The following is a 20,679-nucleotide window of genomic DNA, read 5'->3' on the forward strand; positions in this document are numbered from 1 at the left end:
GCGATGAAGACAAGTGCAACAACTATCAGTAGGTTCATTTTCTTCTCCTTGTTTGTAGCTAGCTTCTTTAACTTCTAAATAATTTATCCCCCCCCAGCGTGCCTAGAGACATCAGCCAAAGTTGATGACTGATGATGTCTCGCCGTTGTGTTTTTCGTTGCTGCCATGCAAAGGGCCTCACGGTCACACGCGCCTTTGCCTCTGGTCCTAGCCGTTGCTAGGTTCTTTCTCCTGATGTACGTCTAACCCGTACTGCTGTAGAGGATGGACCGTAGAAAGAATGGGTAAGAAATACGCACACTTCAATGGGACAGCAACACCACTAAAGGTGTCCATCCTCCCCGCAAGTCTTGGCATTACCCTCTTGCTGTTGGCTCCATCTCCCATGCCTTTTCCCTTGGGGCAAGTTCCGTATTGTTTCAACGGCAGGCATTCGCAGTTTCTTAAACTGTTTGGGCGTATAAAAAGGCCCTAGGTTCGGGAAGTAACCTAGGGCCAAGAGCTTGAAGTCTGTGGTGTTCTTGTCCTTCCCGAGACGCTTTAACGAACTAGTTCTATTGTACCATGGTCTGTATCAGGGCGTCGGCTTTGAGCCCGGTTTTCAAGGCTTTTTATGTAACAATTCTGTGACGTCTATCACGTTCTGCTATCCTTGAGGCTCGCTCAATGAAGGGAACGCAAGTGGCCACTAACGCCAACCCGGTAGATGCCTCTCGTAAGGACGAGGAGGGCGTGCGGGAAGTCAACACGCACATCCCTGGTGTAGGGGATGTAACGGCGTACTTCCTTGTCGAGACGGTTGACGACGTTGACCAGAAGACCAAGGAAGACGTTCAGACGCTCAAGCTCTCTGTTCCGGTTGAGGCCGAGGAAGAGGTGGAGGAGCTTGACGCTGAGGGTGACCCGGTGAAGAACGAGGATGGCTCTACCAAGCTCAAGACTGAGACGTATTGGAAGACCGTTCACTATGAGGTGGACTTGGGCCAGGCGTCCCGAGAGAAGCTTGAGAAGGCTCTCGCTCCCTTCCTGAAGAACGCGCGTGAAGCTCAGGCTCCTGCTGTCGCTCGTGGTGGCTACAAGCCTCAGGCGCTTCCCTCTGGCGTGGACACTGCCGCTGTCCGTAAGTGGGCTGTGGACAACAACATCAAGGTTGATGGCAAGGGCATTAACGACAAGGGTCGTGTTCCTGCTGCTTTCATCGAGAAGTACGAGGAAGCCCACAAGGGATAAACCCTTCTCGGGTGTGCAGTAGTGCAGACATGCAAAAAGGGCCCTAGGTCGACCTAGGGCCCTTTGTCTTGCCTTCATGCTTCCGGCTGGATGTTCCACTTCTCTAGAGCCGCCTTGTTGGTGTTGGCGTCTTTGAATTCAAGTGTCCATGGTCCCGTGTTCACATCGAATTCCTTGCCGAACCCCAGCCACTTGCCGACCATGCGCCTACCGGTCGGCTCAATGAGCATCTGTATGGCTCCGTGATACCTAGCCCCTGCGTAGTACCCCTCAGAGGCAGTCTCCTCAACCCATGTTCCCGTGACCACGTTCCCGTCAAGGGTCAAGTCCATGGTGAGCGGAGAATTGGGGTTAAGTGAAGCACCCGGCAGAGACCTAACCGTGAGCTTGTTGCCGTGCTGCAAGAGCACGACGTAATGCTTACCGGTGAATGTGTTCGCCCGGCCACTTGAGAAGAATTCATAGTGACTAAGCCAGATACCGGAATAGTTGCCATTCTGGGTTCTCGTGGCTGTCTGTGCCGCTGGTGTGGTGGAGCTGGGAGCTGTCGCCGTTGACGGCTCAAGGTCATGACCGCCGTGTCCGTCGCTCTGGACGCTTGCCAGGGTGAGAGGGGCAGCGAACCCCAGGGCGTCGATGGGGAGCCCTGTGACGCGCTCCAGGGCCCTTGCGTAGACCGGTCGGGGTGCTGCGGTCGTACCGCCCTCCCAGCGCTGTACAAGCCGCTTGTTGGCGTCATTGGGTTCCCCTGCTGATGCTCCTGCCTCCCTGAGCGCTCTTGCCATGTCGTCTTGGCTCATGAGCAAGCCCATGCGGACCGCCCGGAGCTTGGCGTTCGGTGTGTTCATGGTCATCACGGTAGCTCTCTCTGGCTCCGAATGACACCGAATTGACGCCCTGTCTGTCGCCGCTCTGACGTCTTGACTGACATCACGTCAACTGCCTTTGGTTCGCTATCTGTTGGGCACTGTCGGACGCAAGGGAGACGCAGTGGCCACGGTGAACGTTGAGCTTCCGGAGAAACCGGGGGTTAAAGAATGGCGGTGGGCAGCAACAGCAGGATGCGCCCCGCTCTCAAGAAAGGTGTTCCGGAAATGGCTCTTCAGGGTCGGTGCCTCCCATCTTGAGGATGACGCATGTGTTCTCTTCTCGGAGCTGTTCGCTAACGCTCTGAGGTATCCGGCACCCGACATGCTTATTGCCACCAGGTGGCTTGTCCTCTCGGACGGCATCCGTGTTGAAGTAGACGATGCCTCAAGCCAAGACCCGGTAGTAGAGGGTCCACCGGATGACGCCGAGCACGGTAGGGGTCTCATCCTCGTTCACCTGATGTCGGCACGCTGGGGCGTGAAGCACCGCCGTTTCAACGACGGACACGGCAACTACCTGAACGGCAAGACTGTTTGGTTCGAGATGAAGGCGTGAGAGAACAGCAAAGGGCCCGGTTACCTATCTTCAGGTAACCGGGCCCTTTGTGTTACGGCTTAGTCTTCGCCGTAGAGGTCTTCAACGATGCTGTCTAGCTGCTCCTTACTGAAGTTCGTGTAGTACTTCAGTGTTGTTGTGATGTCCGAATGCCTCGCTTGCTTCTGGGCTATCTTCGGACTGACTTTGTTGTTGACCATTTTGCTGATGTACCAGTGGCGTAGCATTCCGGGGTTGATGTGGATACCCACCTTCTTCCCGTTGCGCCAAATGCTCTCTCGGAGAGAACCAGACGTGATGATGGTTGGCTCATGCCTTGAGAGCCTGTCTGCGAGCCATTGAGGCAGAACCACTTGCCCGGCTGTCTTTGCGGTTACTAGCCGCCCGTTCTTGATGCGCTGCTTATGAACCATCAGGATGTTGCCCTTAAGTTCATTCTTGCTTGCTGCGCATGCCTCACCAGGGCGCAGACCGCCGTACATCATGAGGAGCCCCTGAAGCTCAAAAGGACTGAGCATCATGACGAACCTCAATGTTTCCTCGGGCGGGAAGTCGTATACCCGAGGAATGGAGGCGGGAATTTTCAGCTCACGTATCCAGGGTGTTTCCCGGAAGATGGAGCGGTAAGCAATGGTGTGCTTACGGCGCGTGTTCTGGTTGAGCTGTTCCTGTGTGCGCTCGTAGATGAGCTGGAGAGACACGTTCTCCAGTGCCTCGTCCCAGAGGTCGTCATACAAGACACAGCCGAGGTAGCTGTCGACGGTAGACTGTCGTATCTGCCGTGTTGCCAGCGTAGTGAGGGCGAATTCCCCGATGGTTCCTGAGGTTGTCTCCAGTGTCGGCACGACCGATGAACCTCCCCGAACGTACGAAGTGCGCACTTATGGGTGCCAGATGAACGTTCACGATTCCGAGCGGCTCTCCGGTCTCCTGGAGGGTGCCGGTTATGTGCGCGCGCCCGAAGGTTCGGACGGGGACGCGGACGTCGTCGTCTTCAACACCTGCGCCGTGCGCGAGAACGCCGACAACCGCCTCTACGGCAACCTCGGCCGGCTCGCCCCGATGAAGACGAAGCGGCCCGGGATGCAGATCGCCGTCGGCGGCTGCCTCGCCCAGAAGGACCGCGACACCATCGTGAAGAAGGCGCCCTGGGTGGACGTCGTCTTCGGCACGCACAACATCGGCAAGCTGCCGGTCCTGCTGGAACGCGCGCGCGTGCAGGAAGAGGCGCAGGTCGAGATCGCGGAGTCCCTGGAGGCTTTCCCCTCGACGCTGCCGACCCGGCGCGAGAGCGCCTACGCGGCCTGGGTGTCGATCTCCGTCGGCTGCAACAATACGTGCACCTTCTGCATCGTCCCGGCGCTGCGCGGCAAGGAGAAGGACCGCCGCACCGGCGACATCCTCGCCGAGATCGAGGCCCTGGTGGGCGAGGGCGTCTCCGAGATCACGCTGCTCGGCCAGAACGTCAACGCGTACGGCTCCGACATCGGCGACCGCGAGGCCTTCAGCAAGCTGCTCCGCGCGTGCGGCGCGATCGAGGGCCTGGAGCGAGTCCGGTTCACTTCGCCGCACCCGCGCGATTTCACGGACGACGTCATCGCCGCGATGGCCGAGACGCCGAACGTGATGCCGCAGCTGCACATGCCCATGCAGTCCGGTTCCGACCCGATCCTCAAGGCCATGCGCCGGTCCTACCGCCAGGAGCGCTACCTGGGGATCATCGAGAAGGTCCGCGCGTCCATCCCGCACGCCGCCATCACCACCGACATCATCGTGGGCTTCCCCGGCGAGACCGAGGAGGACTTCGAGCAGACGATGCACGCGGTCCGGGAGGCGCGCTTCGCGCAAGCGTTTACGTTCCAGTACTCCAAGCGGCCCGGCACCCCGGCCGCGACCATGGAGAACCAGATCCCCAAGGAGGTCGTCCAGGAGCGCTACATGCGTCTCGTCGCCCTCCAGGAGGAGATCTCCTGGGACGAGAACAAGAAGCAGGTCGGCCGCACCCTGGAGCTGATGGTCGCCGAGGGCGAGGGCCGCAAGGACGGCGCCACCCACCGCCTCTCCGGGCGCGCCCCCGACAACCGCCTCGTCCACTTCACCAAGCCGGACCAGGAGGTCCGCCCCGGTGACGTGGTGACGGTCGAGATCACGTACGCCGCCCCGCACCACCTCCTCGCCGAAGGCCCCACCCTGAACGTGCGCCCCACGCGCGCGGGCGACGCCTGGGAGAAGCGCAACGCGGCCGAGGCCGCCAAGCCGGCCGGCGTGATGCTGGGCCTGCCGAAGATCGGCGCACCCGCGCCGCTGCCGGTCGCCACGGGGAGCGGTTGCGGCTGCGACTGAGGGACGCATCTCCAGGTCCGCGAGGGCTTCTTGGTGAGTGGGCACGCTCCCGCCCCCCCTTCGCCTGTCCGGCTGCGGTCGCCGAGCTGTTGCACGACGGCGGTGCCCTGACCTGGGCGGGGCCGGAACCAACCCGACCAGTACTTGTACGTCCGCCCGTGTCCCCACGCGGGCCGTCGCTGCCCGTGCCCGCTTGTTAGTGTTCCGGCCATGCTCGTAGCCGCCGCAGTCTGCCCCTGCCCGCCGCTCCTCGTCCCCGATGTCGCCGCAGGTGCCGCGCCCGAGCTGGCCGCCGCGCGGGCCGCGTGCACCGACGCGCTGGGCGTGCTCGCCGCCGCCCGACCCGACCGCCTGGTGGTCGTCGGACCCGCCGAGCAGAGCGGGCGCGGGCCGCATCCTGAAGGCACCCGGGGTTCGTTCCGCGGCTTCGGAGTGGAACTCGACGTACGGCTGGGCGGCGACGGGGCCGAGGACGGGGGCGCGGCGTCGGAGCGTGAGCTTCCGCCCTCGCTCGCCGTCGCCGCGTGGCTGCTGGAGCGGACCGGGTGGTCCGACGCCCCGATCGAGGGGCTCGGCGTGGGGGAACCTCTTGAGGCCGAGCGGTGTATTCAAACCGGGAGGGACATCGTCGCGCAGGCCGACAGGGTCGCGCTGCTGGTGATGGGCGACGCCAGCGCGTGCCGGACGCTCAAGGCGCCGGGTTATCTCGACGAGCGGGCGGCCCCCTTCGACGCGGAGGTTGCGCGTGCGCTGGGGGCGGCGGACGTGGCGGCCCTCAAGGTGCTGGACGCCGAGCTGGCGTACGAGCTGAAGGCCTCCGGCCGCGCGCCCTGGCAGGTCCTCGCGGGCGCGGCGGAGGGCGCGGACCTGGGCGGCGCGCTGCTGTACGAGGATGCGCCGTACGGGGTCGGGTACCTGGTCGCGACCTGGTCGTAGGTGTAGACGCGCAAGGGGCGGGCCGGGTGGGGATGGCGTGCTCTTCGTGACGTCGCCCGTGGGCGCGTCGGGGGCTGAGCGTTGCCCGAGCGGAGCGTCTTGGGGTGTCCGGGCGACGCGCCGCCCAGGCGTGGCGATGCGGGGCGGGCATCGCGCCCGCGTGTGGCGGGGCGGTAAGCACGGTGGTGCGGCTGGGGAGGCATTACCTCCGGGGGCGGCGGGGCCCCTGCGCGACGCTTGTGCGGGCGTCGTGGGCTGTCTGCGCGTCGCCCAGTTGTGGCCCTGTGTGGCAGTGCGTGTGCGCTCGCGAATGGTGGGGCGGCTGAGGAGGCGCTACCTCCGTGGGCGTCGGCGGGGTGGCGTGCCCCGCGCCGGGCGTCCGCGCGCGGCTCGGGCGTGGCACAGGGCGGCGGTGTGTGTCCGATCGGGAACGGCGGGCGGCTGAGGAGGCCGTACGCCCTCCGGCGGCGGCCGTGACACATGCGTGGGGGGCGCGGGCAGCACGCGCGCGTGCCGACGTGGCCGTCGCGCAGGCGACGGGTGCGCGCGAGGCGGTCGTAGCGCTCGCGAACCGCGTCCACCCCCCCCCGCCCTGAATTGCAACGTGTCCTCCTGGGGCCTACCTCCGCCTCACGAAACGGCGGACGGCCGGGGAGCCGTGCGCTCCGCGGCCGTCCGCCGATCGATGTGCGGGTGTCGTTCAGGAAGCCGGCGGGGTCGAGCCCGGCGGGGTGGTCGGGCCGCTGCCCTCCGGCCCCGTAGTCCCTGGGCTTCCGGCGCTTCCCGGCTCGTCCTTGTGGGCGAGTCGGTCCATGGCGTCCTTGGCCTTGCCCGTGCCCGTCTGGATCCTGTCGCTGTACTTGCCCTTGGTCTTCTCGTCGACCATCTTCGCGGCCTTGTCCAGCCCGTTCCCGATCTTGTCTCCGTGTTGCTGAGCGAGACCCGAGACCTTGTCCTTCGCCGGGCCGAGCTTGGCCTTGAAGTTGTCCATCAGACCCATGGTTCACCTTTCCACGCGGGGCAGTTACGTGCGGGCGCCTTCACCGGCCTCGTTGTCGGCGGCCTCTACGGCGGACTGCTGCTTGGGGATCTCGACGCTGTCGACGCCGTCCGCGGCACCGGCAGCTTCGACGGGTTCGCCGGCCTCCGGCTCCTTCGTCCCTGCCGCTTCCTGGACCCCTGCCCCTGCCTCGGACTCCGACACCTCGTCCGCCGCTTCGGCCGTCAAGTCCTCGGCCGTGTGTGCGTCGGCCTGAGCTTCGGCGGTTGACGCCTCCTCCGTAGCCTTCGACCTCCGAAGAAACCGGTCAAAAACGCCCATATCAACTCCATACGTTACTCGTGCGGGCGAAATCCCGCGTAGCCCGGTGCGTCCGTTTGCGTCGCCCGGGTCACCGCCTCCCGAAACCGGCGGCGGGATACCTCGCAACGGGCAACGACCCCACGCACGCGCTGTCACGTAACTCGTTCGAGGCCAGGGTCAGACGTTTGCGAGACTGGGAACGTGAGCAGCGCACCCCCCGCCCCCCGAGTCATCGCCGTCGTCGGACCGACCGCGGCCGGAAAGTCCGATCTGGGCGTCTTCCTGGCCCAGCGTCTAGGTGGTGAGGTCGTCAACGCCGACTCCATGCAGCTCTACCGAGGGATGGACATCGGCACCGCCAAACTGACGCCAGAGGAGCGCGGCGGCGTCCCGCACCACCTCCTGGACATCTGGGACGTGACGGTCACGGCGTCCGTCGCCGAGTACCAGCGGCTCGCCCGTGAGCGCATCGACGCACTGCTCGCCGAGGGGCGCTGGCCGATCCTGGTCGGCGGCTCCGGGCTGTACGTGCGCGGGGCGGTCGACAACCTGGAGTTCCCCGGCACCGACCCCGAGGTCCGGGCCCGCCTGGAGGAGGAGCTCACACTGCGCGGCTCGGGCGCCCTGCACGCCCGCCTGGCCGCCGCCGACCCCGAGGCCGCGCACGCGATCCTGCCCAGCAACGGCCGCCGTATCGTCCGGGCCCTGGAGGTCATCGAGATCACCGGCAAGCCCTTCACCGCCAACCTCCCCGGCCACGACTCGGTCTACGACACCGTCCAGATCGGCGTCGACGTGGCGCGCCCCGAACTCGACGAGCGCATCGCGCGCCGGGTCGACCGGATGTGGGGCGCGGGGCTCGTGGACGAGGTGCGGGCGCTGGCGGCGCGCGGACTGCGCGCGGGGGTCACGGCGTCCCGCGCGCTCGGCTATCAGCAGGTGCTCGCGGCGCTCGCGGGGGAGTGCACGGAACAGGAGGCGCGCACGGAGACCGTGCGTGCCACCAAGCGCTTCGCGCGCCGCCAGGATTCGTGGTTCAGACGCGATCCCCGGGTGCACTGGTTGAGTGGGGCCGCGGCGGATCTCACAGAACTGCCGGACCTGGCACTGGCGTTGGTCGAACGACCGGTCACAGCCTGATCACGTCATGGCATCGGGACGCTCCGGCCGCCGTTGTGGCCTTCGGGGGCGTGCCATCATCGAGCTTCGATCGACCAAGTGGAGTCCGAGTTGGGAGGGCGCGTGGCGATGGAGGCCGGCCCTCGCGACACCGCAGAAGGCATCGAGCAGGTCACTACGGACCGTGGTGAACCGGAAGAGGGCGACGGCCTACTGAGCCCGGACGGCCCGGACGAGATCCAGGGCGGCGTGACCGCCGACGGTCCCGGGCCTGACGAGATGTTCGCCGGACCCGAGGTCGAGGTCGAGCTACGCCCGCAGCGCCGTCTGCGGATCTGGCAGCTCGCCCCCATCGTGGCCCTGGCCGCGGTCGGCTCCCTGATGTTCGCCTTCCCGCTCGCCTTCGACTTCGGCGACAGCGGGGCCGTGGTCGCCATGCTCGGCCTGCTCATCTGCTCCTGCGCGGCCGGCTGGGGCATGACGGCCGCCCGCCGCGTCGGCCACATCTGGCCCGGCTTCCCGCAGCGCGGCTCCGGACGCCGCCTGGACTGGCGGGTCGTCATCGCGTACGCCCTGGTGGTGGCCGTGGTGGTGGTCCTGGCCGTGTGGCGCGTGGCCCGGCTGCGCTAGGCGCGAGGCCGGTCACCGGGGTCGTCGGGTTGTCATAGCCACCCCGTACGATCGAGGAATGAGCACGCGGATCGCCTTCCTCAAGGGGCACGGCACCGAGAACGACTTCGTGATCGTCCCGGACCCCGAGAACGTCATCGACCTCTCCCCGGCCGCCGTGGCCGCCCTGTGCGACCGTCGCGCGGGCATCGGCGGCGACGGACTGCTGCATGTGGTGCGGTCCGCCGCGCACCCCGAGGCGCGGGACATGGCGGCCGAGGCGGAGTGGTTCATGGACTATCGCAACGGCGACGGCTCGGTCTCCGAGATGTGCGGCAACGGAGTGCGAGTGTTCGCGCGTTATCTCCAGCGCGTCGGACATGTGGCCGAAGGGGATATCGCGGTCGCCACGCGCGGGGGAGTCAAGACCGTCCACGTCGCCAAGGACGGTGACGTCACCGTCGGCATGGGCAAGGCCCGCCTCCCCGAAGGGGACGTCACGGTGAGCGTCGGCGAGCGCAGTTGGCCCGCGCGGAACGTGAACATGGGCAACCCACACGCCGTCGCCTTCGTGGACGACCTCGCGCACGCCGGTGACCTGTACTCCCCGCCGCCCTTCAGCCCGCCCGCCGCGTATCCGGAGGGCGTGAACGTGGAGTTCGTGGTCGACCGTGGCCCCGGGCACGTCGCCATGCGCGTGCACGAGCGCGGTGCCGGTGAGACCCGCTCGTGCGGCACGGGAGCGTGCGCGGTCGCCGTGGCCGCGGCCCGCAGGGACGGCGCAGACCCAGCCGTGACCGGGACGCACGCGACGTACACCGTCGATGTGCCCGGTGGAACGCTGGTGATCACCGAGCGGCCCGACGGTCAGATCGAGATGACGGGTCCCGCGGTGATCGTCGCCGAAGGCGAGATCGACGCGGAATGGCTGGAAAACGCCATCCGCTGAACGGGTGAATCGCAGCATTGGCCGCTCCGGGCACCTTGATTCGAAGTCTCCGGTGTCCGGTGCGGCTGGAAACCACGGCTGACGTCCTATGGCGTGGCGCGAAACCGTAAACCTCCTGACCTTCGCTCGAATGGGTGATCCGTTTCACGCTCGGCGAGAGGCGGTCAGTCGCACGTGGTGGGCTCGGTAGCATCAAGCACCGGCCCGGACGGGGGATCGAAGATCCCCTGAGCCGAGTACGCCATGGGGCACCCGTCCGCCGGTCAAGCAGCCGGAGGTGCCCATGAGTGCGGAGGCCACGAACCCTGCGAGCCCAGGCCCTGTGATCAACACAGTGCCCCGCAGGAAGGCCCGCCCCCGGATCGACCTGCGCCGGCTCGGCCGGGCCGCCCTGCTCGGCCCCACCGCGCGCGACCGGCTGCCCGACGCCATCGGCCATGTCGCCGAGGCGCATCGCGCCCACTATCCCGACGCCGATCTCGAACCGCTGCGCCGCGCCTGGGTGCTGGCCGAGTCCTCGCACCGCGGTCAGATGCGCAAGAGCGGTGAGCCATACATCACACACCCGCTCGCGGTGACCCTGATCCTCGCCGAACTCGGCGCCGAGACCACGACGTTGACGGCCTCTCTGCTCCACGACACCGTCGAGGACACGGAAGTGACGCTCGATCAGGTCGGCGAGGAGTTCGGCGCGGAGGTGCGCTATCTCGTCGACGGCGTAACGAAGTTGGAGAAGGTCGACTACGGGGCCGCGGCCGAGCCCGAGACCTTCCGCAAGATGCTCGTCGCCACCGGCAGCGACGTCCGCGTGATGTCGATCAAACTCGCCGACCGGCTGCACAACATGCGCACCCTGGGCGTGATGCGCCCCGAGAAGCAGGCCCGCATCGCCAAGGTCACCCGGGACGTCCTCATCCCGCTCGCCGAACGGCTCGGCGTACAGGCGCTCAAGACCGAACTGGAAGACCTGGTCTTCGCGATCCTCCACCCCGAGGAGTACGACCACACACGCGAGTTGATCGTCGACAACTCCTCCCGCGCGGACGATCCGCTCGCCGAGGTCACCGACGAGGTACGCACCGTCCTGCGCGACGCCGGCATCCAGGCCGAAGTCCTCATCAGGCCACGGCACTTCGTCTCCGTGCACCGCGTGGCCCGCAAGCGCGGCCGACTGCGCGGCGCCGACTTCGGCCGCCTCCTGGTGCTGGTGAACGAGGACGCGGACTGTTACGGCGTCCTCGGTGAACTGCACACGTGCCTGAAGCCGGTCGTCTCGGAGTTCAAGGACTTCATCGCCGTCCCCAAGTTCAACCTGTACCAGTCGCTGCACACCGCCGTCGCCCACACGGACGGCCAGGTCGTCGAAGTCCTCATCCGCACCCACCAGATGCACAAGGTCGCCGAGGCCGGCGTCATCGCGCTCGGTAATCCCTACGCTCCTCCTTCGGAGGAGCAACAGGCCGCGAACGACGGCGAGCGCGCCGACCCCACCCGGCCCGGCTGGCTCTCCCGCCTCCTCGACTGGCAGGAGGGCGCGCCCGACCCCGACACCTTCTGGTCCACGCTCCGCGAGGACCTCGCCCAGGACCGCGAGATCACCGTGTTCCGGCCCGACGGCGGCACGTTGGGCCTGCCAGACGGCGCGACCTGTGTGGACGCCGCGTACGAGCAGTACGGCGAGGACGCCCACGCCTGCATTGGCGCCCGCGTCAACGGCCGTCTGGCGACGCTCAGTACGGTCCTGAAGGACGGCGACACCGTCCAGCTCCTCATGGGCCAGGACCCGGCCTCCGAGCCCTCCAGAGAGTGGCTGGAGCACGCGCACACCCCCGCCGCCCGGATCGCCATCCAGCGATGGATCGCGGCGCACCCGGGACGCGCTGACGGAGCGGGCGCCGAGGTGGCCGAGGAGGCGCAGAGCACCCGGTCGGCGCCCCCCGCCCCCGAAGACACCCCGGAGACGTCCACCGCACGCCCCGCCACCCCGGTCGTGGACCAGCCCGGCGCGACCGTACGGCTCGCGGGCTGCTGTACGCCCGTACCGCCCGACGAGGTCACCGGATTCTCGGTACGCGGCGGCGTCGTGACCGTCCACCGCGTGGAGTGCAGCGCGGTGGCGCACATGAAGGGCGTGGGGCGCGCGGAAGTCGGTGTGCGCTGGGGTGACACCACCGAGTGCCGGGTCACGCTGGTAGCCGAATCGTTCGGCCGCCCGCATCTGCTCGCCGACCTCACCGAAGCGATTGCCCTGGAGGGCGCGGAAATCGTCTCGGCGACCGTCGAACCACCGACCCAGCAGCGCGTCCGGCACACCTACACACTCCAACTCCCGGACGCGGCCCACCTCCTGACCCTCATGCGGGCGATGCGCAACGTACCGGGCGTCTACGACGTGAGCCGGGCGCAGCACCACAACGCGCCCGCTTTCTGAGCGGGCCGCGGGCGTTGCCGCCGGCCCGTTGAGGTGGGGGTGGGGCTTGAGCGGCCCTTGGCCTCCGGAGACCCGCGTCCGCCTTGGTCCCCCGTCCCGTTGAGATACACACCGACGCTGAGCGCCCGGTCCTCCGAGGTGTGCGCCGACGTGAAACGGCCCGCCCCGCTGAGGCGCGCTCGTCCTGAGTGCCCCGGCGCCTTGAAACCACGCGCGGGCCTCTCCTCCGGCGCTCCGATGCGGCACGCGCGGGCGTACGCCACCCCCGGCACCCGGAAAGTCCGCGCCGGTGCGGCCCGCCCGCACGCCCCGGTGTGCCCAGCGCCCCGTGAGCCCCCGGGAGGACCCCGTTCGAGTGGGCCGGGCGCGAGTCGGCGCCGTGGGGCACGCGCGCGCTGGTAGCGGTGGGGCATGCTGCTCACCCCTCGCACCGGCACGACCGGCATCGGCATCCCCCGCACCGGCTCCGGTGATCCGGCTCCCCGTTCGCGCACCAGGAACTCCCGACGGCTGAAGGCGGCGCTGCTCGCCTCCGCCGTGTCCGTCTGTCTCGTCGCCGCGAGCGCGCCGCCCGCGCCCCTGGGTGTCGGTGACCGTCTCTTCCCGACCCTGGGCAACCCGGGCTACGACGTGGCGTCGTACGACCTCGCGTTCACGTATCCCGGCAGCAACACCAAGCCGCTCCAGGCCGTCACCACGATCGACGCGTGGACGACCGAGACGCTGGACCGGATCAACCTCGACTTCGCGCACGGGACTGTTGACACGGTCGAGGTCGACGGGCGGCCCGCCACCTTCGCCAGTGCCGGCGAGGATCTGGTCGTGACTCCGGAGAGGCCGATTTCCGAGGGGAGTTGGACGCGGATCACCGTGCGGCACACCAGCGACCCGGTGTCGGCCAAGGGCCAGGACGGCGGCTGGGTGCGCACCAAGGACGGGCTCGCCATGGCCAACCAGGCCGACGCCGCGCACCTGGTGTTCCCGTGCAACGACCATCCCTCCGACAAGGCGATGTTCACCATCAGGGTCACCGCCCCCAACGCCTACACGGCCGTCGCCAACGGACTGCCGGCCGGCGTCGACAAGGTCGGCAGGAACACCACCTGGACGTACCGCACCCAGCACCCCATGGCCACCGAACTCGCCCAAGTGTCCATCGGCCGCTCCGCCGTGCTGCACCGCACCGGACCGCACGACCTGCCGATGCGCGACGTCGTACCCGCCAAGGACGCCAAGCAGCTCGAACCGTGGCTCAAGAAGACCCCCGACCAGATCGCCTGGATGGAGAGCAAGGTCGGCCGGTACCCCTTCGAGACGTACGGGCTGCTCATGGCCGACGCGTCCACCGGCTTCGAACTCGAGACGCAGACGATCTCTCTCTTCGAGAGAGATCTCTTCACCGAGCCCGCCTACCCCAAGTGGTACGTCGAGTCGATCATGGTGCACGAGCTGTCCCACCAGTGGTTCGGCGACAGCGTCAGCCCCCGCGCGTGGTCCGACCTGTGGCTCAACGAGGGACATGCCACCTGGTACGAGGAGCTGTACGCCGAGGAGAAGGCGCACCGGCCGATGGAGACGCGCATGAAGGCGGCCTACGCGGCCTCCGACCGCTGGCGCGCCGTCGGCGGACCGCCCGCACTCCCCAAGGCGCCCGCGCCCGGCCAGAAGATCAGCATCTTCCGCCCCAACGTCTACGACGGCGCTGCCCTGGCCCTCTACGCCCTGCGCCAGGAGATCGGCCGCCCGGCCTTCGAACGCCTGGAGCGCACCTGGGTGAGCGTTCACCGGGACGGCACGGCCACCACCGCCGACTTCGAGGAACTCGCCTCCGCGATCTCCGGCCGCGACCTGAGCGACTTCTTCCAGGGCTGGCTCTACGGCGAGAAGACCCCGCCGATGCCGGGTCACCCGGACTGGAAGTCGCAGGCACCGGTGAAATAGGGCGGTGACGGGGCAATAAAGCGGTGACAGGGCAATAAATAAGGCAGTGACGTGGCGATCCGCGCCGTGCGACCATCGTCAGGTCGGCGGCGCGGGTCACCGGGGACACACCCGGCAGCCACCGGGAATCTCCGGAGGCGCCCGAACGTTATGACCTTTGCAGGACTCCCATCGACGTAAGGACCCAATGACCTCCTCTTCTTCCCCTTCCCAGGACACTGAGCGCCTCGCGCACGCCTACCCCGAAGGTCTTCGGGCCGATGCCCTGATGGAAGAGGACGTCGCCTGGAGCCACGAGATCGACGGAGAGCGGGACGGCGACCAGTTCGACCGCTCCGAGCGCGCGGCCCTGCGCCGCGTCGCCGGCCTCTCCACCGAACTCGAGGACGTCACCGAGGTCGAGTACCGACAGCTCCGCCTGGAGCGCGTTGTACTCGTCGGCGTCTGGACCACGGGAACGGTGCAGGACGCGGACAACTCGCTCGCCGAGCTGGCCGCCCTCGCGGAGACCGCGGGCGCGCTCGTGCTCGACGGTGTCGTCCAGCGCCGCGACAAGCCTGACGCGGCCACCTACATCGGCTCCGGCAAGGCCAACGAACTGCGGGACATCGTCCTGGAGACCGGCGCCGACACCGTCATCTGCGACGGTGAGCTCAGCCCGGGCCAGCTGATCCACCTCGAAGACGTCGTCAAGGTCAAGGTCATCGACCGGACGGCCCTGATCCTCGACATCTTTGCCCAGCACGCCAAGTCCCGAGAGGGCAAGGCACAGGTCGCGCTCGCGCAGATGCAGTACATGCTGCCGAGGCTCCGCGGCTGGGGCCAGTCGCTGTCCCGTCAGATGGGCGGCGGCTCGGGCGGCGGCCTCGCCACCCGTGGTCCCGGTGAGACCAAGATCGAGACGGACCGGCGTCGTATCCGCGAGAAGATGGCGAAGATGCGCCGGGAGATCGCGGACATGAAGACCGGCCGCGACATCAAGCGCCAGGAGCGCCGTCGCCACAAGGTGCCCTCGGTCGCGATCGCCGGCTACACCAACGCCGGCAAGTCGTCCCTGCTCAACCGCCTCACGGGCGCGGGCGTGCTGGTCGAGAACGCGCTGTTCGCGACCCTCGACCCGACCGTGCGCCGGGCCGAGACCCCGGGTGGACGGCTCTACACGCTGGTCGACACCGTCGGATTCGTCCGGCACCTGCCGCACCACCTGGTCGAGGCCTTCCGCTCCACGATGGAGGAGGTCGGCGACGCCGACCTGATCCTGCATGTGGTGGACGGTTCGCACCCGTTCCCGGAGGAGCAGCTGGCCGCCGTACGCGAGGTGATCCGGGATGTCGGCGCCACCAAGGTGCCCGAGATCGTGATCATCAACAAGGCGGACGCGGCCGACCCGCTGACGCTCCAGCGGCTGATGCGGAAAGAGAAGCGCTCCATCGCGGTCTCGGCCCGCACCGGCCAGGGCATGGACGAGCTGCTCGCGCTCATCGACAGCGAACTGCCGCGCCCCTCGGTCGAGATCGAGGCGCTCGTGCCGTACACCCACGGCAAGCTGGTCGCCCGCGCCCACTCCGAGGGCGAGGTGATCTCCGAGGAGCACACCCCGGAGGGCACCCAGCTCAAGGCGCGGGTCCACGAGGAACTGGCGGCGGAGCTCGCGCCGTACGTCCCGGCACCGCTGGCCTGACGGGTCGTAGCACAGCAAGTCCTGAGGGCCGCCCCACATGGGGCGGCCCTCAGGCGTGTGTGCGGGTCACCGACCGCCGTCCGTCCGCCTACTGGTCGGCGAACTTCTTGCTGACCGAGTCGTACACGCCCTTGGCCACATCGCCCAGCCGCGGACCCGCCAGCCAGCCCGAAGTCACCGGGCCGATCGAGGTGTTGGACACCAGCGTCGGCTTGCCGTCGGAGCCTGTCTCGACCCAGCCGCCACCGGACGAACCGCCGGTCATGGTGCAGCCGATGCGGTACATCGTCGGGTCCGAGGCGTTGATCGACAGCCGTCCCGGCTTGTCCGTGCACTGGTACAGCGTCGAACCGTCGTACGGCTTCGCCTCGGGGTAGCCGGTCGCCGTGATGCTGGACACCTTCGGCACGGCCGGCGCGTTGAAGTTCACCGGCAGCGCCGAACCGACCGTCTCCTCAAGGGACTTGCCCCCACTGCCCTTCTCGGGCGTCACATGGATCACGGCGTAGTCGTACGACGAACCCTGCCCGCCCGTCTCGCCGCCCTGGTCGATCCACTGCTGCGAGGTCCGCGCCCAGTCGGCCCACCAGACACCGTACGGAGCGACCTGCTCCCGGGTCGCGGTCTCCAACTGGGCTGCTGACTGGCCCGAGTTGTTGTACGACGGCACGAACGCGATGTTGCGGTACCAGCCGCCCTTCTTGCCGGCGTGGACGCAATGGCCCGCCGTCCACACCATGTTGGACTTGCCCGGGTGCGCCGGGTCCTCCACGACCGTCGCCGAGCAGACCATGGTGCCCTCGGGGGAGTCGAAGAACACCTTGCCCGCCGTCGCCGCGTTGGCGTGGTACGTAGGCGTCACGGCCTTCGCGTCCACCGCCGCGGGCGTCGGGTCGGTCACGCCCTGGTCACCGGAGATGTCGTTGGTGTCGACGCCCGTGTCCGGGTCGTTGGCGTCCCGCATCCGGCCGGAACTCCACAGTCCCTGGATGATCGGGTTGATGTAGTCGTCGGCCTCGCGCAGCCAGTCGTCCTTGTTCCAGTTCTTCCACGCGCCGCCCTTCCACTTGTCGATGTCGATCCCGCGCTCTTTGAGCTTGTCCTTGATGTCGTCCGGGATCTTGATCTTGCCGTCACCGGTGTCACTGCTGGTGGCGGACGCGGTGGACTTGCCATCGGCCTTCGTGTCACTGGAGCCGCACGCGGTCGCGGTGAGCGCGAGCGCCGAGGCGAGGGCAACGGCGGCCAGGGCGGGGGAGGTTCCGCGACGCGCGCCCCTCCCACGACGGGCGGTGAAGGACGGCCGTATCGATCGCATGGTCTTGACTCCCCCTGGGTGTACGGATGGTGCGTCACGGCTGTGATCTCAGCCGGAACTCATGGTGAGTTCACACTGAACTCACGGCCTTCGGGAACGGCATCACACACTATGCGCTCGCTGTGGGGGACTTCCCACGGAACGGCAACGGTTCCGTCACGGCAAGGATCTTGAGGCGACCCGTAACTCCGTGAGCGGTGCGGGGTTTGTACCGACAGGGGCCTGCTGTCGATGCGCGGTGCCCCGCGCCCCTGGCGACGCGAGACCTCAACTCGCCCATGGACAGCGGGAGGGACGAGAACCGTGGCCAACTCTGCGCCTGCGTACGGGAGATGGGGGTTCGCGGGGGGCGGGGCGAGCGGACTTGGCGGTGTGTCCGCGGCGGTGCGGGTGGCGCCGGAGGGCTACGAGGGGAGGCTCTGGCGGCGGTCGGCGTGTGAGGAACGCCAGGGGAACCGGCGGCGTCGGTCGATGCGTGAGTCGGCGGCACGGACCTACGCACGGGCCCTTCCTGCCGTGTCGGCGCGGACGCGTGGCCTGACCGTGGAGGGCACTGACGGCCGCCGTTTCCTGGACTGCGTTTCCGGCGCCGGGACTGCGCCTCTCGAGCACAACCACCCCGTGGTCCTGGAGGCGATCGGCAACGTCGTCGACTCGGGCGCCCCGCTCCGCGCGCTCAACCTCGCGACTCCCGTCAGGGACGCCTTCGTCGTCGCCGAACTGTTCCGTGCGCTGCCGCCCGAACTCGCCGACCACGCACTCGTGCGGGTCTGCGGGCCGACGGATACCGAAATCGGCGTGGTCGGGGCCGAGTTCAGGATCCTCCCGGGGGCGACCGGGCGCACCGGAGTCCACGCCTTCGCCAGCACTCACCACGGCATGAGCGTCGGTGGTGCGGGCGAGCCTGAGCGTGGCCTCGATGGCCCCAACCCCGGGGTGCCGAATCTCGCCGGAATTTCCTCGAACCCGTCCAGGCCGACGGCGGTCCAGGCAACCGCTACAGAGGACGGAGCGCCACCAGACGTCAACTCGACTGACCTGCAACACGAGTTGCGCAACGCCCAAGCCCAACGTCCGCCAGAAGACCGGGACTAGACCCCACACGCTTCCCACTCCGAATCACCTCCCGAGGAACAGCCTTGAATCCCACGCCCACCTCTGACGGTCACTCTCTTGACGGCCCCTCCCACGAGGCGAGCCCTCGACACACGCAGACCCTGGCGGCGGAGTCGGCCGAGTCCGTTCCCCGGCAGCGACCCCGCAGCCCGGAAACAGGCCAGCCGCGCGGCACGATCACCGACCTCCTGGAGCACCCCGACCCCCACACCGCCGCCCAGGCAGCAGCGGTCGAGAACCTCCTGCGCTGCTGGGTACGCGAAACGAACCTCCCCGCCCCCACCAACGGCACCCTGCGCATCCCCCTACCCGCCAGCAACACGGCCCTGCTTGCCCAGGTCCACTACTGGTCCCCGACGGGCTGGCACCGCTTCGGCCTTCCGTACCTGTCGGACGCTCCCCACGGCGCCCCATCGGCCGACGCGGTGACGGTCGCGGCGCTGCTCGCCAGGGAGACGGATGTGCGCGACGGCAGTTCCGCAACGGGTGCTGCTACGGCGACCGTTGCCTCCGCGGCAGGGGCGTCGCAGGCGGCCGGCCGCGACGCCCGAGTTGCTGACGAGCCGATGACAGCGGCAGCGACACAAGCGCCCGCAACAGCGCCCGCAACGGCACCCGAAACCGTGACCGACCTGGTGGCCCGCGTAGCCGACTCCGTCCGTCGTACCGTCACCTTCCTCACCGACCGCCGCGCCCGCCCGGCCGACGGCCCCGATCTCTTCCTCTCCGCCGAACAGGCACTCCTGCTCGGCCACCCGCTGCACCCGACCCCGAAGAGCCGCGAGGGTCTCTCCGAGGCCGAAGCTCGCCTGTACTCACCGGAGTTGCGCGGCTCCTTTCCGCTGCACTGGCTTGCTGTCACCCCTTCCGTACTCGCCACCGACTCGGCCTGGACCGAACGCGGTCGCCCTGTCCCCGCCGCCCACCTCACCGCCCGACTCGCCGGCCCCGAACTGCCGTTGCCCGAAGGCCATGCCGCTCTTCCCCTGCACCCGTGGCAGTGGCGCGAGATCCAACACCGTGCCGATATCGCGGCCTTGCTCGACGCCGGCTCGATCCAGGACCTTGGCACTCATGGCGCCCCGTGGCACCCCACCTCCTCCGTACGAACCGTCCACCAATCCGGCGCCCCCGCCATGCTCAAACTGTCCCTGGGCCTCCGCATCACCAACTCCCGCCGCGAGAACCTCCGCAAGGAACTCCACCGCGGCGTCGAGGTACACCGCCTGCTGCGTACCGGCCTGTCCCAGCACTGGCGTGCCGCCCACCCGGGCTTCGACATCGTCCGCGACCCGGCGTGGCTGGCCGTCGACGCGCTGGACGACGAGTGCGGCGCCGACTCGGGGGAGCGGGGTGCGGGTGAGTGTGCTGCCGACCCGGGTAGGAGCGGCGGCGCGCAGGTTGGCCGTGGCGAAGGGGGCGCCCGTCTGCCCTTGGCCGGACTCGACGTGGTGATCCGGCACAACCCGTTCAGCCCGTCCGACGACGTGTCCTGCATCGCCGGGCTCGTCTCACTCCGGCCGTACGCCGGACGGCGTGCTACTGCCGGCGGACCGGCGACAACCTCGCACACCAGCCACTCCGCGTCCGGCACACCCGTGTTGCGGTCCCGCCTGGCCGAGGTCGTCACCGGCCTCGCCGCGCGGACCGGCCGGTCGCGCGGAGCTGTCGCCGCCGAGTGGTTCCTGCGCTACCTGGAGCAGGTCGTCCGCCCTGTGCTGTGGCTGGACAGCGAAGTGGGGATCGCCCTGGAGGCGCACCAGCAGAACACGCTGCTTCTGCTGGACGGCGAAGGCTGGCCCGTGGGTGGCCGCTACCGCGACAACCAGGGCTACTACTTCCGTGCATCCCGGCGCGAGGAACTCGATGCCCGGCTGCCCGGCATCGGCGAACACAGCGACACCTTCGTCTCCGACGAGGTCACCGACGAACGCTTCGCGTACTACCTCGCGATCAACAACGTACTCGGTCTCATCGGAGCGTTCGGATCGCAACGTCTCGCCGACGAGCGGCTGTTGCTCTCCGCCTTCCGCCGCTTTCTCGGCGACGTGGCCTCCGGCCCTGCCCGGCTGCGCACCTCCCTGCCGGCCCGCCTGCTCGACTCACCTGTCCTGCGCTGCAAGGCCAACCTGCTGACCCGGCTGCACGGCCTCGACGAGCTCGTCGGCCCGGTCGACACCCAGTCGGTCTACGTCACCATCGCGAACCCCCTTATGGCGTGACCATCGCCGGCTCCGAACACGACCACTACCAACCACCTCCTGATCCGATTCCCGCC

16 protein-coding genes and 1 pseudogene are annotated in these 20,679 nt (G+C 68.1%); 12 read left to right on the forward strand and 5 right to left on the reverse strand.

All coding sequences use genetic code 11. From position 1 onward, the window contains the following. The first annotated feature begins 681 nt into the window (after window positions 1–681). Window positions 682–1,230: an Lsr2 family DNA-binding protein gene (locus SPR02S_RS31295; RefSeq protein WP_019060975.1), complete on the forward strand. Its 549-nt coding sequence runs from the start codon at window positions 682–684 to the stop codon at window positions 1,228–1,230. 74 nt (window positions 1,231–1,304) lie between these two features. Here the strand turns inward: SPR02S_RS31295 and SPR02S_RS56695 are convergent, their stop codons facing one another. Next, window positions 1,305–2,078 (reverse strand): hypothetical protein, encoded by a 774-nt coding sequence (locus SPR02S_RS56695; protein ID WP_043258619.1) that lies wholly within the window; start codon window positions 2,076–2,078, stop codon window positions 1,305–1,307. A gap of 142 nt (window positions 2,079–2,220) precedes the next feature. Here SPR02S_RS56695 and SPR02S_RS63350 point away from each other — a divergent pair, with 142 nt between their 5' ends. Then, the gene (locus SPR02S_RS63350) at window positions 2,221–2,655 is read left to right on the forward strand and encodes an ATP-binding protein (protein ID WP_158697902.1); all 435 of its coding nucleotides are present in this window, start codon (window positions 2,221–2,223) and stop codon (window positions 2,653–2,655) included. A 59-nt stretch (window positions 2,656–2,714) separates the two neighbouring features. Here the strand turns inward: SPR02S_RS63350 and SPR02S_RS31315 are convergent, their stop codons facing one another. Continuing rightward, the gene (locus SPR02S_RS31315) at window positions 2,715–3,500 is read right to left on the reverse strand and encodes a tyrosine-type recombinase/integrase (RefSeq protein WP_019060979.1); all 786 of its coding nucleotides are present in this window, start codon (window positions 3,498–3,500) and stop codon (window positions 2,715–2,717) included. Here SPR02S_RS31315 and miaB point away from each other — a divergent pair. After that, complete coding sequence (miaB, locus tag SPR02S_RS31320) at window positions 3,469–4,998, forward strand: tRNA (N6-isopentenyl adenosine(37)-C2)-methylthiotransferase MiaB (protein ID WP_078623061.1); 1,530 nt, start codon at window positions 3,469–3,471, stop codon at window positions 4,996–4,998. The two genes, SPR02S_RS31315 and miaB, sit on opposite strands and share 32 nt — an antisense overlap. A gap of 210 nt (window positions 4,999–5,208) precedes the next feature. After that, window positions 5,209–5,934 (forward strand): class III extradiol dioxygenase subunit B-like domain-containing protein, encoded by a 726-nt coding sequence (locus SPR02S_RS31325; RefSeq protein ID WP_019060981.1) that lies wholly within the window; start codon window positions 5,209–5,211, stop codon window positions 5,932–5,934. A gap of 700 nt (window positions 5,935–6,634) precedes the next feature. On the opposite strand, the gene SPR02S_RS31330 is transcribed toward SPR02S_RS31325, so the two are convergent. Both SPR02S_RS31330 and SPR02S_RS31335 read right to left on the reverse strand, forming a co-directional pair. Next, window positions 6,635–6,934, reverse strand: a complete 300-nt coding sequence (locus SPR02S_RS31330) for an antitoxin (RefSeq protein WP_019060982.1) — start codon at window positions 6,932–6,934, stop codon at window positions 6,635–6,637. Between the two features lie 24 nt (window positions 6,935–6,958). Continuing rightward, the gene (locus tag SPR02S_RS31335) at window positions 6,959–7,162 is read right to left on the reverse strand and encodes a gliding motility protein (RefSeq protein ID WP_306305749.1); all 204 of its coding nucleotides are present in this window, start codon (window positions 7,160–7,162) and stop codon (window positions 6,959–6,961) included. A 276-nt stretch (window positions 7,163–7,438) separates the two neighbouring features. On the opposite strand from SPR02S_RS31335, the gene miaA reads away from it, so the two are divergent. The 6 genes from miaA (at window position 7,439) to hflX (ending at window position 15,967) form a co-directional block, all read left to right on the forward strand. Then, on the forward strand, window positions 7,439–8,377 hold the full coding sequence (miaA, locus tag SPR02S_RS31340) for a tRNA (adenosine(37)-N6)-dimethylallyltransferase MiaA (RefSeq protein WP_019060984.1): 939 nt from the start codon (window positions 7,439–7,441) through the stop codon (window positions 8,375–8,377). 108 nt (window positions 8,378–8,485) lie between these two features. Further along, window positions 8,486–8,986, forward strand: a complete 501-nt coding sequence (locus SPR02S_RS31345; protein WP_019060985.1) for a hypothetical protein — start codon at window positions 8,486–8,488, stop codon at window positions 8,984–8,986. 58 nt (window positions 8,987–9,044) lie between these two features. Next, window positions 9,045–9,914, forward strand: a complete 870-nt coding sequence (gene dapF / locus SPR02S_RS31350) for a diaminopimelate epimerase (RefSeq protein WP_019060986.1) — start codon at window positions 9,045–9,047, stop codon at window positions 9,912–9,914. Window positions 9,915–10,197: 283 nt separating this feature from the next. After that, entirely contained in the window at window positions 10,198–12,345 is a 2,148-nt protein-coding gene (locus tag SPR02S_RS31355) for a RelA/SpoT family protein (protein WP_026151022.1), read from the forward strand. A 411-nt stretch (window positions 12,346–12,756) separates the two neighbouring features. Continuing rightward, window positions 12,757–14,286, forward strand: coding sequence for a M1 family metallopeptidase (locus SPR02S_RS31360; RefSeq protein WP_019060988.1), 1,530 nt, complete (start codon window positions 12,757–12,759; stop codon window positions 14,284–14,286). A 187-nt stretch (window positions 14,287–14,473) separates the two neighbouring features. Next, a complete protein-coding gene (gene hflX / locus SPR02S_RS31365) occupies window positions 14,474–15,967 on the forward strand; it encodes a GTPase HflX (protein ID WP_026151023.1) in 1,494 nt (497 codons plus the stop codon). Between the two features lie 88 nt (window positions 15,968–16,055). Here hflX and SPR02S_RS31370 read toward each other — a convergent pair whose 3' ends face one another. Next, window positions 16,056–17,285, reverse strand: a complete 1,230-nt coding sequence (locus SPR02S_RS31370) for a trypsin-like serine peptidase (protein ID WP_019060990.1) — start codon at window positions 17,283–17,285, stop codon at window positions 16,056–16,058. A 390-nt stretch (window positions 17,286–17,675) separates the two neighbouring features. On the opposite strand from SPR02S_RS31370, the pseudogene SPR02S_RS65060 reads away from it, so the two are divergent. Together SPR02S_RS65060 and SPR02S_RS31380 are read left to right on the forward strand one after the other, a co-directional pair. Next, window positions 17,676–18,271 (forward strand): annotated as a pseudogene (locus SPR02S_RS65060) (aminotransferase class III-fold pyridoxal phosphate-dependent enzyme); the annotation flags it as partial. Window positions 18,272–18,424: 153 nt separating this feature from the next. Next, complete coding sequence (locus SPR02S_RS31380; protein WP_019060991.1) at window positions 18,425–20,623, forward strand: IucA/IucC family protein; 2,199 nt, start codon at window positions 18,425–18,427, stop codon at window positions 20,621–20,623. Window positions 20,624–20,679 lie beyond the last annotated feature (56 nt).

It is taken from the genome of Streptomyces prunicolor NBRC 13075, from assembly GCF_000367365.1.
Classification (GTDB): domain Bacteria; phylum Actinomycetota; class Actinomycetes; order Streptomycetales; family Streptomycetaceae; genus Streptomyces; species Streptomyces prunicolor.

Bases quoted from the DNA above. Each gene is read 5' to 3' on its own strand.
- SPR02S_RS56695 (WP_043258619.1), bottom strand. From the start codon at position 2,078: ATGAACACACCGAACGCCAAGCTCCGGGCGGTCCGCATGGGCTTGCTC.
- SPR02S_RS31330 (WP_019060982.1), bottom strand. From the start codon at position 6,934: ATGGGTCTGATGGACAACTTCAAGGCCAAGCTCGGCCCGGCGAAGGAC.
- SPR02S_RS31355 (WP_026151022.1), top strand. From the start codon at position 10,198: ATGAGTGCGGAGGCCACGAACCCTGCGAGCCCAGGCCCTGTGATCAAC.
- dapF (WP_019060986.1), top strand. From the start codon at position 9,045: ATGAGCACGCGGATCGCCTTCCTCAAGGGGCACGGCACCGAGAACGAC.
- SPR02S_RS31345 (WP_019060985.1), top strand. From the start codon at position 8,486: ATGGAGGCCGGCCCTCGCGACACCGCAGAAGGCATCGAGCAGGTCACT.
- SPR02S_RS31370 (WP_019060990.1), bottom strand. From the start codon at position 17,285: ATGCGATCGATACGGCCGTCCTTCACCGCCCGTCGTGGGAGGGGCGCG.
- SPR02S_RS31360 (WP_019060988.1), top strand. From the start codon at position 12,757: ATGCTGCTCACCCCTCGCACCGGCACGACCGGCATCGGCATCCCCCGC.
- SPR02S_RS31325 (WP_019060981.1), top strand. From the start codon at position 5,209: ATGCTCGTAGCCGCCGCAGTCTGCCCCTGCCCGCCGCTCCTCGTCCCC.
- hflX (WP_026151023.1), top strand. From the start codon at position 14,474: ATGACCTCCTCTTCTTCCCCTTCCCAGGACACTGAGCGCCTCGCGCAC.
- miaB (WP_078623061.1), top strand. From the start codon at position 3,469: ATGGTTCCTGAGGTTGTCTCCAGTGTCGGCACGACCGATGAACCTCCC.